The 16426-nt window shown below is 34.4% G+C and carries 14 protein-coding genes; all 14 read left to right on the forward strand.

Going from position 1 to position 16426, the window contains the following annotated elements; translation table 11 throughout:
- The first annotated feature begins 169 nt into the window (after positions 1-169).
- Positions 170-964, forward strand: a complete 795-nt coding sequence (gene spo0A, locus BKP45_RS09635; protein WP_071389486.1) for a sporulation transcription factor Spo0A — start codon at positions 170-172, stop codon at positions 962-964.
- A gap of 693 nt (positions 965-1657) precedes the next feature.
- Positions 1658-3898, forward strand: a complete 2241-nt coding sequence (gene pflB, locus BKP45_RS09640) for a formate C-acetyltransferase (RefSeq protein WP_407639592.1) — start codon at positions 1658-1660, stop codon at positions 3896-3898.
- A gap of 5 nt (positions 3899-3903) precedes the next feature.
- Positions 3904-4632, forward strand: a complete 729-nt coding sequence (gene pflA / locus BKP45_RS09645; RefSeq protein WP_071389487.1) for a pyruvate formate-lyase-activating protein — start codon at positions 3904-3906, stop codon at positions 4630-4632.
- Between the two features lie 283 nt (positions 4633-4915).
- Entirely contained in the window at positions 4916-6046 is a 1131-nt protein-coding gene (gene steA, locus BKP45_RS09650) for a putative cytokinetic ring protein SteA (RefSeq protein ID WP_071389488.1), read from the forward strand.
- Between the two features lie 5 nt (positions 6047-6051).
- A complete protein-coding gene (locus BKP45_RS09655) occupies positions 6052-6522 on the forward strand; it encodes a hypothetical protein (RefSeq protein WP_071389489.1) in 471 nt (156 codons plus the stop codon).
- Entirely contained in the window at positions 6506-7171 is a 666-nt protein-coding gene (locus BKP45_RS09660) for a glycosyltransferase family 2 protein (protein WP_071389490.1), read from the forward strand. The genes BKP45_RS09655 and BKP45_RS09660 overlap by 17 nt, the downstream gene beginning before the upstream one ends.
- Before the next feature lie 4 nt (positions 7172-7175).
- A complete protein-coding gene (locus tag BKP45_RS09665; protein ID WP_169824089.1) occupies positions 7176-7949 on the forward strand; it encodes a hypothetical protein in 774 nt (257 codons plus the stop codon).
- A gap of 436 nt (positions 7950-8385) precedes the next feature.
- The gene (gene yqiS, locus BKP45_RS09670; protein WP_071389492.1) at positions 8386-9288 is read left to right on the forward strand and encodes a phosphate butyryltransferase; all 903 of its coding nucleotides are present in this window, start codon (positions 8386-8388) and stop codon (positions 9286-9288) included.
- Positions 9289-9609: 321 nt separating this feature from the next.
- Positions 9610-10719, forward strand: a complete 1110-nt coding sequence (gene buk / locus BKP45_RS09675; protein ID WP_071389493.1) for a butyrate kinase — start codon at positions 9610-9612, stop codon at positions 10717-10719.
- Between the two features lie 5 nt (positions 10720-10724).
- Positions 10725-12146: a dihydrolipoyl dehydrogenase gene (gene lpdA / locus BKP45_RS09680; RefSeq protein ID WP_071389494.1), complete on the forward strand. Its 1422-nt coding sequence runs from the start codon at positions 10725-10727 to the stop codon at positions 12144-12146.
- Between the two features lie 54 nt (positions 12147-12200).
- Complete coding sequence (locus BKP45_RS09685) at positions 12201-13199, forward strand: thiamine pyrophosphate-dependent dehydrogenase E1 component subunit alpha (protein ID WP_071389495.1); 999 nt, start codon at positions 12201-12203, stop codon at positions 13197-13199.
- A gap of 3 nt (positions 13200-13202) precedes the next feature.
- On the forward strand, positions 13203-14186 hold the full coding sequence (locus BKP45_RS09690) for an alpha-ketoacid dehydrogenase subunit beta (RefSeq protein ID WP_071389496.1): 984 nt from the start codon (positions 13203-13205) through the stop codon (positions 14184-14186).
- Complete coding sequence (locus tag BKP45_RS09695) at positions 14186-15451, forward strand: dihydrolipoamide acetyltransferase family protein (RefSeq protein ID WP_071389497.1); 1266 nt, start codon at positions 14186-14188, stop codon at positions 15449-15451. The genes BKP45_RS09690 and BKP45_RS09695 overlap by 1 nt, the downstream gene beginning before the upstream one ends.
- Positions 15452-15878: 427 nt before the next feature.
- On the forward strand, positions 15879-16343 hold the full coding sequence (locus BKP45_RS09700; RefSeq protein WP_071389498.1) for a hypothetical protein: 465 nt from the start codon (positions 15879-15881) through the stop codon (positions 16341-16343).
- Positions 16344-16426 lie beyond the last annotated feature (83 nt).

Consider the following 16426-nt stretch of genomic DNA (forward strand, 5'->3'; position numbering starts at 1 on the left):
TTGTCAAGTATCGAATAAGGTCGAAAAGGTAAGAAAAACAGAGATTTTTCTATAAAAAATGAGAATTTTAATATTTTTTTCAAAATTTAAAGGTATTTTTACCTTGGTGTCGAAATGGTTGAGTGGATGATAACAAAGAATAAACTTATATATCAGGGAGGAACAATCAGTGCAAATAATAAAAGTTTGTATTGCGGATGATAATCGTGAGTTGGTCGGTTTACTTGAAGAATATATTTCAAGCCAAAGTGACATGGAAGTAGCAGGTGTGGCATATAATGGACAAGAATGTTTAACGTTAGTACAACAAGAACAACCGGATGTGCTTATTCTAGATATAATAATGCCGCATCTTGATGGATTAGCTGTGTTAGAAAGATTAAGTCAACAAGGTTTAGCTAAGAAACCAAACATAATAATGTTAACTGCTTTTGGTCAGGAGGACGTAACTAAGAAAGCGGTAGAATTAGGGGCTTCTTACTATATTCTAAAACCATTTGATATGGATACTTTAATTAATAAAGTGAAAGAGGTTTGCGGTAGTGGTCAACCGATCTTACCACAAAAAAACTCTTCTTCATTCAATGTTGCTAGAAAGGAACCTAAACAATTTAATTTAGATGCTAGTATAACTAGTATTATTCATGAAATTGGTGTTCCGGCACATATCAAAGGTTATATGTACCTTCGTGAAGCGATTACAATGGTTTATAATGACATAGAATTATTAGGTTCTATAACAAAAGTACTTTATCCAGATATAGCGAAAAAATTTAATACTACTTCTAGTCGAGTTGAACGTGCCATTCGTCATGCAATTGAGGTTGCGTGGAGCCGTGGTAATATAGAGTCTATATCTAATTTGTTTGGCTATACTGTAAGTCATACAAAAGCAAAACCTACCAACTCCGAGTTTATCGCAATGGTTGCGGATAAATTAAGAATTGAGCATAAAGTGAGCTGATATAAAAAAGTATTATTTGCGACAGGTTCCGTAAATAATACTTTTTTTGTTCAAAGGTAAGAAAGAATAAAATTTCTAACTTGGCAACTGTCTAGCGCAAGCGCCCTATCGACTAGAAAGCTTCCTTCGTCTCGTCTACGATAAGTCGAGAACGAAAGTCTAACGACTTTCGACTCAGTCCAGCTTATTACGTCTAGAGCTGCGGCGCTTGCGCTTTTCTTATTAAAGCACAACTATTATATTTGAGCTCCGAACCTTTTTGAAAGAACGAATGTTTAATATAAGTAATAATAATTATTGTTTTTTCATTTGCTATTGTTCTTTTTATTTATGTGAAAATTAAGTAAATTCTGTATTAGACAATTATATAACAGGTAAATGATAGATATATAACAGTAAGAGAATTTTAGGGAATATCCTCCAATAAAAATTATGAAAAAAAATTATAAAACAGTAATATTTCACGTTTTTGTCATATACATTTGAATGAAAACAGTATATAATATAACTAACGAACACGGTAATACAGCAACTGGACCTTCAGTGGAACAGGATATGGGGGGCCTGTATTAACCGGTTGTCTACTACAAAGAAGTTTTAGTTATCTAACTTTTTTTTTAGATGAGAATGTGAAAAAAATCACAACACTTTAAAAAAAGTTTTTGAACAGAGAGGGAGATGGAAATGGAAGCTATGAAAGAAAAATTGGAAGCTTGGAAAGGTTTTAACGTTGGCGAGTGGACAGAAAAAATTGATGTAAGAGATTTCATTAACAAAAACTGGGATCCTTATGCTGGTGATGATACTTTTTTAGTTGGACCAACTAAAACGACAAAAGAGCTTTGGGATCAAGTATTAGAATTAATGAAAAAAGAGCGTGAAAATGGGGGAGTACTAGATGTAGATACATCAACAATCTCTACAATTACTGCTCATGCTCCTGGATACATTGATAAAGATAAAGAAACAATTGTAGGTTTACAAACAGATGCTCCTTTAAAACGTTCGATTCAACCAACTGGTGGAATTCGTATGATGGTTTCAGGTTGTGAGGCATATGGTTTTAAATTAGATCCTGAAATCGAAAAAATTTATACAGACTATCGTAAAACACACAATCAAGGTGTATTTGATGCTTATACAAGTGAAATGTTAGCGGCTCGTAAATCGGGGATCATTACTGGTCTTCCAGATGCATACGGACGCGGTAGAATTATTGGTGACTATCGTCGTGTAGCACTTTACGGTATTGATTTTTTAGTTGAAGATAAAAAAGCAGTGAAGAAAAGCTTCGAAAAAGGTGCGATGACTGCAGATACTATTCGTGATCGTGAAGAAGTTTCTGAACAAATTCGTTCACTTCAAGAATTAAAACAAATGGCAGCATCTTACGGTTTCGATATTTCAAAGCCTGCTACAACTGCTAAAGAAGCATTCCAATGGGTATATTTTGGTTACTTAGCTGCTATCAAAGAGCAAAATGGAGCAGCAATGAGTTTAGGTCGTGTATCTACTTTCTTAGATATTTATATTGAAAGAGATTTAAAAGCTGGAATTTTAACTGAAGAGGAAGCACAAGAAATTGTTGATCATTTTGTTATGAAACTTCGTTTAGTAAAATTCTTAAGAACGCCTGACTATGATGAGTTATTTAGTGGAGATCCTACTTGGGTTACAGAATCTTTAGGTGGTATGTCTACAGATGGACGCCCGTTAGTAACGAAAAACTCATTCCGTTTCTTATATACCTTAGTAAACTTAGGACCAGCGCCTGAACCAAACTTAACTGTACTTTGGTCAACAGGGTTACCTGAAGGGTTTAAAAATTTCTGTTCAAAAATGTCAATTATGACAAGTTCTATCCAGTACGAAAATGATGACATTATGAGACCAGAATATGGTGATGACTACGGTATTGCCTGCTGCGTATCTCCAATGCGTATCGGGAAGCAAATGCAATTCTTTGGTGCTCGTGCAAACTTAGCAAAAGCTTTACTCTATACAATTAATGGTGGAGTGGATGAAAAGTCAAAAGCCCAAGTTGGACCGAAATTTGAACCAATTACTTCAGAGTATCTTGAGTATGATGAGTTAGTTGAAAAGTTTGATAAAGTCCAAGATTGGTTAGCAGAGCTTTATATTAATTCATTAAACGTTATTCACTATATGCATGACAAATATAGCTATGAAAGAATTGAAATGGCTCTTCATGACCAAAATATTTTACGTACAATGGCTTGCGGTATCGCTGGATTATCAGTAGTAGCTGATGCTCTAAGTGCAGTAAAACATGCAAAAGTTAAAGTGATCCGTGATGAGGATGGAATTGCAGTAGATTATGAAATCGAAGGCGATTTCCCTAAATACGGTAATAACGATCCACTTGTTGATGACATTGCTACTAATACTGTGAAAAACTTTATGGAAAAATTACGTCAGCACCAAACTTACCGTGGTGCATTACAAACTCAATCAGTTTTAACAATTACTTCTAACGTAGTTTATGGTAAGAAAACTGGTAATACACCAGACGGAAGAAAAGCTGGTGAGCCATTCGCACCAGGTGCAAATCCAATGCACGGTCGTGATCAAAAAGGTGCATTAGCATCGTTAAACTCTGTGGCAAAAATTCCTTTCGAACATTGTCAAGATGGAATTTCATGCACATTCTCAATTGTACCGAAAGCTCTTGGTAAAGATGAAGAATCTAGAGTTAAAAATTTATCAGCAATACTAGACGGTTATGCATCACAAACAGGCCATCACATTAATGTTAACGTGTTTGATCGTGAGCAATTATTAGATGCTATGGAGCATCCTGAGAAATACCCTCAGTTAACTATTCGTGTGTCCGGCTATGCTGTAAACTTTATTAAATTAACGAGAGAACAGCAAATTGATGTTATTAACCGTACTTTCCACGAAAGTATGTGATCTAAATGATAGGAAGAATCCATTCAGTTGAATCTTGCGGAACTGTTGACGGACCTGGTTTACGTTTCATTGTATTTCTCCAAGGTTGCAGTTTACGTTGTGCATATTGTCATAACCCTGATACATGGAAGCTTAGTGGTGGGATTGAAAAGAGTGTTGACGAGTTATTAGAAGAGGCTAAAGGGTATTTACCGTTTATGAAAGCATCCAACGGTGGTGTTACTTTAAGTGGTGGGGAACCTTTAATGCAACCTGACTTTGTTTTAGAATTTTTTAAAAAATGCAAAGAAGCAGGTATTCATACAACTTTAGATACTTCTGGTTCCGTTAAACCTAAAAATATTGATGATATTCTTAAAGTGACAGATCTTGTACTCCTTGATATTAAGCATATTAAAGAGGAAAAACATAAAGAAATAACAGGTTTGTCGAATAAGAATACGCTAGAATTTGCAAAGCTTCTTGATCAAAAGGGTATTCCAGTTTGGATTAGACACGTTCTTGTTCCTGGTTTGTCTAATGATGACAAAGATTTAAGTGAATTAGGTGACTTCTTAGGAACTCTTTCAAATATTGAAAAGGTTGATATACTACCTTATCATAAGATGGGAGAGTATAAATGGGAGCAGCTTGGGTTAACAAATACTCTTGTAAATGTCATGCCACCAAAGCAAGCTGACGTTGATAAAGCATACAACTTGTTAACGAAATCGAATAAAGTAGTATCAGTTTAAATTATGAGAAAGAGCATAGCCTGAATGGCTATGCTCTTTCTCATGTTAATTTACTTTATTTACTAAATATCATACCGGGGTTGAGCCATTAAGATATTATATCTAGTTGGATTACTTTCAACTAGATATAGTGTATGTGTAACTTGAGTAGAGAGTAGATAAAATTCCCTCATATTTAAAAGTTATAAATAATAGTAACAATAGGATGAAAAAACAGAAAATGAGCAATACTAATAATGGAAAATTTTATAAGTAGAATAGTATCTTTAATGGAGTGGAATGAATGTTTCCTTTTGAGAAGATTAAAGGCCTTGCGTATCAAGATGAAAAAACAAAACGGTTAGTGAAAAGGTTAAAAAGAAATAGTATTGCTGTTATTGATCACCAAGATATTGATGTTACTGCTGCACAAATGCTAATTGATTGTGGGGTTAAAGCAGTAGTAAATTTAAGCAATTCAATGACTGGAATTTTTATGCATGATGGTGTTGAGGTTTTACTAAATGCAAAAATACCAGTATTTGACGTTATGGAAGGCTCATTAGATATTAGTGTTGAAGGAAGGTTTTTATTAATTAAAGAAAATTGTTTATTTGTGGATAGTAATGGAACTTGGGAAGAAATATGCACGTTAAAGCTATATAATTCCTTAATTGTTAAATCGTTGAAAGAAAAAGCGAATTTACTTTTTCCAGAGCAATTTAAAGCTTTTGTTGGTAATTCCTTATACTATGGAGAGAAGGAGCTAGACGTTTTTGTTCGGGAGGTAAAAAAATTACCTATATTAAGACAGTTATTTAATAAAGAAGTTTTGGTTGTTGCTAGAGGTTCAAATTACGAAAGGGATTTAAAAGTACTAAAACCTATTTTAAAAAGAAAAAAGCTTATTACAATTGCGGTAGATGGTGGAGCAGATGGCTTACTCAAAAATGGTATAAAACCTGATTATATCATTGGTGATATGGACTCTGTTTCTGAAAAAGCATTGAAAAGTGGTGCCGTACTAATTGTACATACTTATTGTGATGGAAGAGCACCTGGAGAAGCACGAGTTAGATTGTTACAAATACCTTATGAAAAATTGACGTTTATAGGTACAAGTGAGGATATAGCAATTATTTTTGCGCATTGTTCTGGTGCAAATAAGATTTATACTCTTGGTACAAGAGTGGGAATGAATGAGTTTCTTGAAAAAGGTAGGATAGGTATGGGGTCTAGTCTTTTAACAAGAATGAAAGTTGGACATGCACTTGTAGAATTAAAAGGAATTCATACTTTACTAGAAACTAAAGAAGATAAAACATTAAATCGTGTGATGTTGCTTCCTGCCTTTTTAGTATTAGTTATGCTCAGTATTAGTCAAAGGTTTGAGTTGTTTTTATCATTAGTTTTTCAGTGGTGGAGCGGGAGGTAAATTATATGAACAAAGTCCATTTCATGCATCTGTTTACAATTTGTGTGTATTTAGTAATTGGCATTTCTATCGGACTGGCATTTGATAAAGATTGGTTAAAAGAAGAACAAATGACATATGTCCAGCAATTGAAAAATGAAAATGCACTTCTTCAAGAAGAAAAGGAGGCTTGGGTTAATTATGTAGAAGATGAAATTAATCAAATTAAAATTTTTGCTAAGGCAGATAAAGAGAATTTGCAAGATTTAATGAACGTTTTTTCAAATATAGGTATAAAATTAGAAGAATTACCAGAAACCATGGGAATTTATCAGCAAAATGGAATTATAGTATCGTTAGGTGAAGAACTTGAAGAAACATATGGGTTACCTCATCTATCACTTGAAAAAATACCTAATCATGAGACTGATTTAACAATTATGTATTTATCTTTATTGCGCCTTAAAGAGGAGTTATCTAATGAAATCGTTAACTAGTGTTGTAGTACCGGCTTATAACGAAGAAGATTTGATAAAAATAACGTTAGCGACATTGAAGCGCTGTTCTTGGGTAGATCAGTTAATAGTTGTAGATGATGGTAGTACCGATAGAACAGCTTTAATTGCTAAGAATTATTGTGATCAAGTAATTAGTTTTAAACAAAATAAAGGAAAGGCATGTGCGTTAAAAGAAGGGTGGAAAGCTTCGTTAAACGATGTTGTTATATCTCTAGATGCAGATTTAGGAATAACAGCACGGGAAGGAGAGAAACTCGTAGAAAAACTTTTGTCTTCTAAACTTGATTGTGTTATTGCCCGGCTACCGCTACAGCAAAAAAGTGGATTTGGAATGATGAAACATCGTGCACAAAAACTGATTTTTTCACAAACTGGTAGATGGTTTAATGCCCCTTTATCAGGTCAAAGGGCTATAAGGAAAAGTTGGCTTCCGTTATTGTTAGATAAAAGCTATGTAGGATATGGAGTAGAAATGGCAATGACCATTGATTTATTAAAAGCAGGGGCTGAGGTTGAAGAGGTTGAGGTTAACTTTTGTCATAGAGCTACTGGTAAAGATGTTCGAGGTTTTATTCATCGTGGTAAACAGTGGATTGATATGGAAAAAACCTTAAGGAAAATGAGATGACATGGTGATTGCAATTATTATAAACTTTATAATTTTGTTTGTTACAGCTAGGCTATTTGTCAAATTAGGTTGGACAGTTGTTAATTATAAAGGGGACAAAGTACCTTATAATATTGGATTGTGTGTTTTCATTTCATTGTTTTTACTTTTAGTCCTAAAGCAAAGCATTTCTTTGCTTGCTTTAATATATTTAGCAACTCTTTGGTTGACGGGGTTTATTGATGATTGTTTTGGGACAAAGTACCCAAAAGGATTGAAAGGTCATATTAGTTTATTTATTAGAAAAGGAAAAATGTCAACGGGGTTATTAAAGTTAGTTGGTACCATTATCATTTCGTTTATTTTTGCGACTTTTATAGATGATAGGACTATTTTAGAGAAAATAATAATATTTTTACTATTGATTATGACGCCGCACGTTATGAATTTATTTGATACTCGACCATTACGAGTATGGAAAGTTATTTTTATACATTTATTTATTTTTCTACCAGCGTTATTCAGATTGTCAGTATCTACTCAAGTTTCAGTTCTGCTTATTTTGTCCTCCTTCCTATATTATGAAGGAACTAAGAGGGGTATGTTAGGTGATAATGGTGCCACTCTATTAGGTGGGGGAATTAGTTTAGGGGCAATATACCATTTATCTTTTTTTTTACAATGTATCCTAGTACTTGCTTATATTTCTATTATACTAATTACTGAAAGAATTTCATTAACTGAGTGGATTGAGAGTAATCCGATCTTGAGTAGGATAGATCGATGGGGTGTGTCTTAACAAAGGAAGCGCTAAAATATAGGTGTCTTCCTTTTTTCATATGTCAAGAGTTTCTTTATTACATTGAGGTTAATAATTTCATTAATTTTTCAAACTATATCTATTTGATAACGCAACGACCAAGTAGATCTAGTGCCTTATACACTTAAAATTTCTATTGTGAAATTCATTAATTTCTAAAAAGTGTTTCATTTTTGTTTGTTATTAACTACATAGTGTATAGTAACTAGTGAGAACTATTATTTGTGATAGGGGAAGAATTGAATTAAATGACATGCGACGAAATGAATGGTATGGTAAAACTTAGGAAGTACAAAATAAAATTGTGAACAAAAATTTATTTTATCTTATCGATAAAGGGAATTTATTTATAGGTCATGAATTATGTAAGGTAGGTTTGTAATTGGATATTTATTGTTAGAATGGAGGATTTTTTTTGGTTTTAGATTCATTTATGCAAGAGGCAACAGGGGATCCATCGAAAGTAGTTGCTGTAGCATCGGCTGACAATGAAGAAGTAATAGAAGCAGTTGTCAAAGCTCTCAAAAGTAAGTTAGCAACCTTTTTACTATACGGACAGAAAGAAAAGATTAACTCGTTTCTTTCTGGTAAAAAATTAGATTCTACATATATGAATAATATTCAAGTTGTCGATGCCGAAAGTGTGGACGATGCGGCAAAATTTGCTGTTCAAGCAGTCAATGAAGGTAAGGCTGATATATTGATGAAAGGGATGGTTTCGACCTCTGTGATATTAAAAGAAGTCTTAAATAAAGATTATGGTTTACGGAATGGGAGATTACTTTCTCACATTGCGGTTTTTCAGATCGATAATTTTGAAAGACTAATTTTTGTTACAGATGCTGCGATGAATATAGTACCAGACATACAGCAAAAGGTTGAGATCATCAACAACTCTGTTCGTTTTGTAAGGAAATTGGGTATAGATAACCCAAAGGTCGCTGTTATTTCAGCGGTTGAAACAGTTAATCCTAATATGTCTGCAACTGTAGACGGTGCTTTACTTTCAAAAATGAATACAAGAGGACAAATAAAAAACTGTATAGTTGATGGACCGTTAGCTTTAGATAATGCGATCTCGTTACAAGCGGCAAAACTGAAAGGTATAGAGGGGGAAGTTGCTGGTAAGGCTGACATCATCATGGTTCCAAGTGTTGATGTTGGCAATGTGCTATACAAGTCATTAGTATACTTTTCAAAGGCAAAGGTTGGTGCTGTTATTTTAGGAGCTAAAGTTCCAATCGTGTTAACATCTAGATCAGATTCTACGGAAAGCAAGTTATATTCACTAGCCTTGGCAGTTCGTTCCGTTAGGTAGGAAATTATCGACTTAGTTTTGATAAAGTTAAACGTAGATCATTTTAATGTTAGAAAAGTATCTAGCTCAAAGTCTCAAGCCACAACAAAAAGCTTTCCTCGCCTCGTCTACCACAAGTCGAGATACTAATTTACATAAAATTCAAGTAATTAACAGTACAACAGGGAAAGAAGTTCAAGCATATAGTAGCTTATTTTATTTTTTTACAATAGTATGAATTCCATAATTATCAAAATTTAGCCAAATAAATCTCTTGATGGGGATAATGAATTATGAAATCCATTAAATTTTAGGGAATAAATTGTTTTGGAGGTAGTTTATGTGTTAAAAGAATATCGAATTTTAGCTATAAATCCAGGTTCTACCTCTACCAAAATAGCAGTTTATATTAATGATTGTTGTATTTTTGAAAAGAACATAAGACATGATACAACTTTGTTAAGTTCATTTAACAAAACTATCGATCAATTTTTATTCCGTAAAGAGATTATTTTAGAAACGATAGAAAAAGAAAAGTTTGATCTGTCACAATTAAATGCTGTTATAGGGAGAGGTGGATTGCTCCGGCCGATTGAAAGTGGGACATATGAAGTTAACGAAGAAATGTTAAATGATCTACGTTTAGGTTATTCAGGAGAACATGCTTCAAACTTAGGTGGGATTTTAGCATATGAGATAGCTTCACTGTTTAACATTCCATCATATATTGTTGATCCAGTTGTTGTCGATGAAATGGATAGAATTGCTAAGGTATCAGGATTTTCTCTTTTTGAAAGAAAAAGCATTTTTCATGCCTTAAATCAAAAGGCTGTAGCAAAAAGGGTCGCCAAAGATTTAAATAAAGATTATAAAGACCTTAATTTATTAGTTGCCCATATGGGTGGTGGAATTACCGTAGGAGTTCATAAAGGTGGACGAGTAATTGATGTGAATAATGGTTTGAATGGAGAAGGTCCATTTTCTCCGGAGCGGTCCGGAACGATACCTGCAGGTGATTTAGTTTCTTTGTGTTTTTCTGGACAATATACGGAAAATGAGATGATGAAGAAAATTGTTGGGCAAGGTGGTCTAGTTGGGTACTTGGGTACAAATGATGCCACACAAGTAGAAAGTATGATACAAGCTGGTAATAAAAGAGCAAAACTAGTTTTTGAAGCTATGAGTTATCAAGTAGCAAAAGAAATTGGTGCTGCTAGTGCTGTTTTAAAAGGTGAAGTTGATTATATTGTATTAACAGGTGGTTTAGCATTTAGTAGGAAATTCGTAAAAGACATATCCAATCGTGTTAGTTGGATTGCGAACGTTATTGTTCAACCAGGCGAAAATGAAATGCGGGCATTAGTAGAAGGTGGATTAAGAATTCTTCGTGGAGAGGAATTGGTAAAAGTTTACCCTACTGAAACATTAATACGAAGAAAAAAGGAGAGGTAGAAAAAGTGGCGAAAGAGTATGATTTAGTAATATTAGGAGCAGGTACAGGTGGTTATGTGGCAGCTATTAAAGCATCTCAATTAGGATTGAGAGTTGCTGTTGTAGAAAAAGGAAAACTAGGTGGTACTTGTCTTCACCATGGATGTATACCTAGTAAGGCACTCCTTAGAAGTGCAGAAGTATATTCAACTATGAAACATTCTGAAGATTTCGGAGTTACAGCTAAAGATATCACACTACATTTTGATAAAGTTCAACAAAGAAAGGAAAAAATTATTGATAATCTTTATAAAGGTGTCCAACACCTAATGAAAAAAGGAAAAATTGATGTATATGAAGGTATAGGGCGTATTTTAGGTCCATCAATTTTTTCGCCGACACCAGGTACAATTTCAGTGGAGATGAATGACGGTAAAGAAAATGAAATGCTTATTCCTAAAAATGTAATAATAGCTACTGGATCGAGACCTAAGTCTATGCCTGGAGTTGAAATCGATGGTAAGTATGTACTTTCAAGTAATGAGGCGTTACAAATGGATGAGCTTCCTAAATCAATGATCATTGTTGGAGGCGGTGTTATTGGAGTTGAATGGGCTTCAATGTTAAATGATTTCGGAGTTCAAGTTGTCATTCTTGAGTATTCTGATCGAATATTACCGACAGAGGACCACGAAATTTCAAAGGAAGCAGCACGAGCATTAAAGAAGAAAGGCGTAAAAATAGTTACAGGAGCAAAGGTGCTTTTTGAAACGATCGAAAAAAGTGATATTATTTCCGTACAAGCACAGCGCAATGGGGAAACAAAATTGTTTACAGCTGAAAAGTTACTTGTTTCTGTTGGTAGACAGGCAAACATTGAAGGAATAGGAATAGAAAACACTGATATAGTGATAGAAAAGGGTGTTATTAAAACAAACGAATTTTATCAAACAAAAGAATCCCACATATATGCTATTGGAGATGTCATTGGTGGTTTGCAATTAGCTCATGTAGCATCACATGAAGGTATTATAGCAGTAGAGCATATAGCAAACCAAAACCCTTCAGTTATTGATTATGATCTTATAGCAAAGTGTGTATATAGTTCACCTGAAGTTGCAAGTATTGGCTTAACAGAAAACGAAGCTAAAGATAAAGGGTATAAAGTGAAAACCGGAAAGTTTTTATTTAAAGCAATTGGAAAAGCGTTGGTCTTTGGAAAAACTGATGGTTTCGTAAAACTTGTAGTTGATGATAGTACAGAAGATTTATTAGGAGTTCATATGATTGGGCCCCATGTCACAGACATGATTTCAGAAGCTAGTTTGGCTAAAGTATTAGATGCCACTCATTGGGAAGTTGCAAATACTATACATCCCCATCCGACTCTCTCAGAAGCAATCGGTGAAGCGGCCTTAGCTGTTGATGGTAAAGCCATACATGGATAAATAATATGAATTTTAGGTGGTATTTCTTAAATTCAATAATAAGGGGGGCTTATAATGACAGAAAACCGCCACACTCAATTGGGGTTAACAGACACTGATGTAATTGAAATATATGAAAAGATGTTATTAGCAAGAAAAATAGATGAAAGAATGTGGTTGTTAAACCGTGCAGGAAAAATCCCGTTCGTTGTTTCTTGTCAAGGACAGGAAGCTGCTCAAGTTGGGGCAGCTTTTGCCTTAAATAAGGAAAAAGATTACATATTACCTTATTATCGAGACATGGGAGTCGTATTGATTTTTGGCATGACTGCTCGTGATCTTATGTTATCGGCTTTTGCTAAAGCTGAAGATCCTAATTCAGGTGGAAGACAGATGCCAGGGCATTTTGGTCAAAAGAAGAATCGAATTGTAACTGGATCTTCACCAGTTACAACACAAGTTCCTCATGCGGTCGGTATAGCTTTAGCGGGAAAAATGCAGCAGAAAGACTTTGTAACATTTACAACATTTGGGGAGGGTTCTTCAAATCAAGGAGATTTTCATGAAGGGGCAAACTTTGCTGCTGTTCATAAACTACCAGTTATATTAATGTGTGAAAATAATAAGTACGCTATCTCGGTTCCGATTCATAAACAGTTAGCATGTGAAAAGGTGTCTGATCGTGCAATTGGTTATGGAATGCCAGGAGTAACTGTAGACGGCAATGATCCTTTGGAAGTTTATAAGGCTGTAAAAGAAGCAGCTGATCGTGGTAGAAGAGGAGAAGGGCCAACTTTGATTGAAGCAGTAACATATCGCCTAACACCTCATTCAAGTGATGATGATGACCTGGTTTATCGCTCTAGAGAAGAGGTTGAAGAAGCAAAAAAGAAAGATGCAATCATCACTTTTAAACTTTATTTGAAAAAGTTAAATATATTAACAGATGAAAAAGAAGTAGAACTTAATGAACGTATTACCAATCTGGTAAATGATGCAACTGAGTATGCTGAAAATGCACCTTATGCACTTGCTGAAGACGCACTGAAATACGTTTATGCTGAGGAGGAATAATCAATGCCTATCATATCTTATATCGATGCCGTTACACTAGCCATAAAAGAGGAAATGGAACGAGATGATAAGGTTTTTGTTCTTGGTGAAGATGTTGGTGCTCGAGGTGGAGTTTTTAGAGCGACAAATGGGCTTTACGAGCAGTTTGGTGAGCAAAGAGTAATTGATACACCACTAGCAGAATCTGCTATCGTTGGTGTAGGTATAGGTGCTGCGATGTACGGGATGAGACCAATAGCAGAGATACAATTTGCTGATTTTATTATGCCTGCAGTAAATCAAATCGTTTCTGAAGCAGCGAAAATTCGTTATCGTTCTAATAATGATTGGAGTTGTCCACTTGTTATTAGAGCTCCTTATGGCGGAGGTGTTCATGGGGCGCTATATCATTCTCAATCTGTAGAGGCAATGTTTAGTGGCATACCTGGGCTAAAAATTGTAATGCCATCTACACCGTATGATGTAAAAGGTTTGCTGAAATCGGCTATTCGTGATAATGACCCAGTATTATTTTTTGAACATAAACGTGCATATCGATTAATAAAAGGTGAAGTGCCAAGTGAAGATTATACTCTCCCAATCGGAAAAGCTGATGTTAAGCGAAATGGTGATGATCTTACTGTCATTACATATGGATTAGCTGTTCACTTTTCTTTACAAGCTGCTGAAAGATTAGCTAAAGATGGAATATCAGTTCATATCATAGATTTAAGAACTGTTTATCCTTTAGATAAAGAAGCGATCATAGAAGCTGCTAGTAAGACAGGGAAAGTTCTTCTTGTTACAGAAGATAATAAAGAAGGTAGTGTTATGAGTGAAGTAGCGGCAATTATTGCTGAGGACTGCTTATTTGATTTAGATGCACCAATCAAGCGTTTAGCTGGACCAGATGTGCCAGCTATGCCATATGCACCTACTATGGAAAAGTTTTTTATGATTAATCCTGAAAAAATCGAAAAAGCAATGCGTGATTTAGCAGAGTTTTAATGAGGGAGGTATACAAAGTGATCTCAGAAATAAAAATGCCTCAGCTAGGTGAGAGTGTAACGGAAGGTACAATTAGTAAATGGCTTGTGAAAAAAGGAGATAAAGTTAACAAGTATGATCCTTTAGCTGAAGTGATGACTGATAAAGTAAATGCAGAAATTCCTTCCACTTTTTCAGGAACGATTAAAGAGCTAATTGCAAAAGAAGACGAGACAATTGAAGTCGGTGGTGTAATTTGTACAATAGAGGGAGATAAAGTAGTAGAAACTATTTCAAAAACTACTTCTATAGATAAAAAAACGAATTTAGATCGTACTAATACTAGTGAAAAGAGACGTTACTCCCCAGCTGTTCTTCGCCTTGCTAGTGAGCATAATATTGATTTGCTATCGGTAACGGGTACAGGCCGTGGAGGGCGGATAACTAGAAAAGATATTCAAACAATAATAGAAAATGGGGATTTATCCCATGTAGAAATAACTGAACCAGTACAAGAAAAAATAACAAGTAATGAAATAAATGATGAAAAATTGGATATACAGCCATGGGCAACTACCGTGGTAGGTGATATAGAAATCCCAGTTACAGGTGTTCGTAAAGCTATTGCAGCAAATATGGTGAAAAGTAAAAATGAGGCACCGCATGCATGGACAATGGTAGAAGTGGATGTAACTAACCTCGTTAATTTTCGCAATGAAATTAAAGAATCTTTTAAACAAAAGGAAGGGTATAATTTAACATATTTACCATTCTTTATAAAAGTAGTGGTAGAAGCGTTAAAGGAATTTCCTCAATTAAACTCACTATGGGGCGGAGATAAAATTATTCAAAAGAAAGATGTTAATATCGCGATAGCAGTTGCTACTGATGATGCTCTATATGTACCTGTTATTAAACATGCTGATGAAAAGTCAATAAAAGGACTAGCTGGGGAGATAAATGCACTTGCAAGTAAGGTTAGAAATAAAGCAGTTACGAGCAATGATATGCAAGGTGGAACGTTTACGATTAATAATACAGGTTCGTTCGGTTCAATACTTTCAGCTCCCATTATCAATCATCCCCAGGCTGCGATATTATCTATCGAAGCCATCGTTAAACGACCAGTTATTTTGCATAATGATGCCATTGCTATTAGACATATGGTCAATTTATGTTTATCGCTAGATCATCGCGTTTTAGATGGTTTGATATGTGGACGGTTTTTAGCCAGGGTAAAAGAAAAGTTAGAAAAATTATCAAAGGAAAATATAAAGGTATATTAACAATCAATATTGTTTAATCTAACGTGAACTAGTCCGTTTTTCAACTAGATAGTTTGATTTATCTCACTCTTAAGGGGCAGTAAGACCCCTGATTCAAAACTAAAGAAAATCGAAAAGTTTAGGTTGGGGATTAACTACCTCTAAAGATCCGATATAGAATAACTAATCATCAGTGAAAGCTGATGATAGTTATTCTTAGGCTTGTGGTATAAGTCAAACTAACAATCAGTGGAGGATGAAGGAACCCCGACTAAAGTTTGGCTATAAAAACACTCAGTTGTGTTGTACTAGAAAAATTTTCTAGCATGACGCAACTTTTTTGTTAAGAAAACTATGATGGTAAAATAAAAACTTTATTTACATGGTTTATATAGATATGGGAAAGATAGTAACTGTTAGATTTGTAAAGAAGAAAGGAATGTTTTGAATGAAATGTCGAAAGAAGTTACTCCTTTTATTAATGATAACATCCATACTAGTTTCATTTACATCATTACCTATTGTTAATGCAAATGAAGACGTAAACGAAGAAGCTAGTTCGCAAGTAGGGAAAATAGGATTTGAACAACGAGTGATCCGAGCGCATTTTAATTTTTATTATCAGCTTCTAGCAGAAAAGTATGCTCCAAAGCATGTAAAAGTATGGAATAATGTTATGCAGGATAGAGATGCTCTGATTAAAAAGTTCAAAGAATTAAAGAAAGATGGAATAGAACTAGATAATTTTTACGATGAGACATGGTTGAAAGAACATAACGAAATTCAACACCAGTTTTTAGAGGCAGTTGAAAAAAGGGATGATGAAATCCTTAAAGTAATTGTTCCACAAATTATAGATCACCAAAAGCAGCTTAATTCTATTCTAAAGAAACGATTGAAAGAGCTTAAATAGGTATTTAATGGAGACAAAGAATTTGTCTCCATTGTTTTTTTTATAAAATAAGTTCTATTTTGGAGAATGAAAGTATAAATAAA

The sequence above is a fragment of the Anaerobacillus alkalidiazotrophicus genome (assembly GCF_001866055.1).

Excerpts from the sequence above, each read along its gene's own strand:
- BKP45_RS09695 (WP_071389497.1), top strand. The coding sequence starts at position 14,186 with ATGAGGGAGGTATACAAAGTGATCTCAGAAATAAAAATGCCTCAGCTA.
- BKP45_RS09660 (WP_071389490.1), top strand. The coding sequence starts at position 6,506 with ATGAAATCGTTAACTAGTGTTGTAGTACCGGCTTATAACGAAGAAGAT.
- BKP45_RS09700 (WP_071389498.1), top strand. The coding sequence starts at position 15,879 with ATGAAATGTCGAAAGAAGTTACTCCTTTTATTAATGATAACATCCATA.
- BKP45_RS09655 (WP_071389489.1), top strand. The coding sequence starts at position 6,052 with ATGAACAAAGTCCATTTCATGCATCTGTTTACAATTTGTGTGTATTTA.
- pflA (WP_071389487.1), top strand. The coding sequence starts at position 3,904 with ATGATAGGAAGAATCCATTCAGTTGAATCTTGCGGAACTGTTGACGGA.
- BKP45_RS09685 (WP_071389495.1), top strand. The coding sequence starts at position 12,201 with ATGACAGAAAACCGCCACACTCAATTGGGGTTAACAGACACTGATGTA.
- BKP45_RS09690 (WP_071389496.1), top strand. The coding sequence starts at position 13,203 with ATGCCTATCATATCTTATATCGATGCCGTTACACTAGCCATAAAAGAG.
- steA (WP_071389488.1), top strand. The coding sequence starts at position 4,916 with ATGTTTCCTTTTGAGAAGATTAAAGGCCTTGCGTATCAAGATGAAAAA.
- pflB (WP_407639592.1), top strand. The coding sequence starts at position 1,658 with ATGAAAGAAAAATTGGAAGCTTGGAAAGGTTTTAACGTTGGCGAGTGG.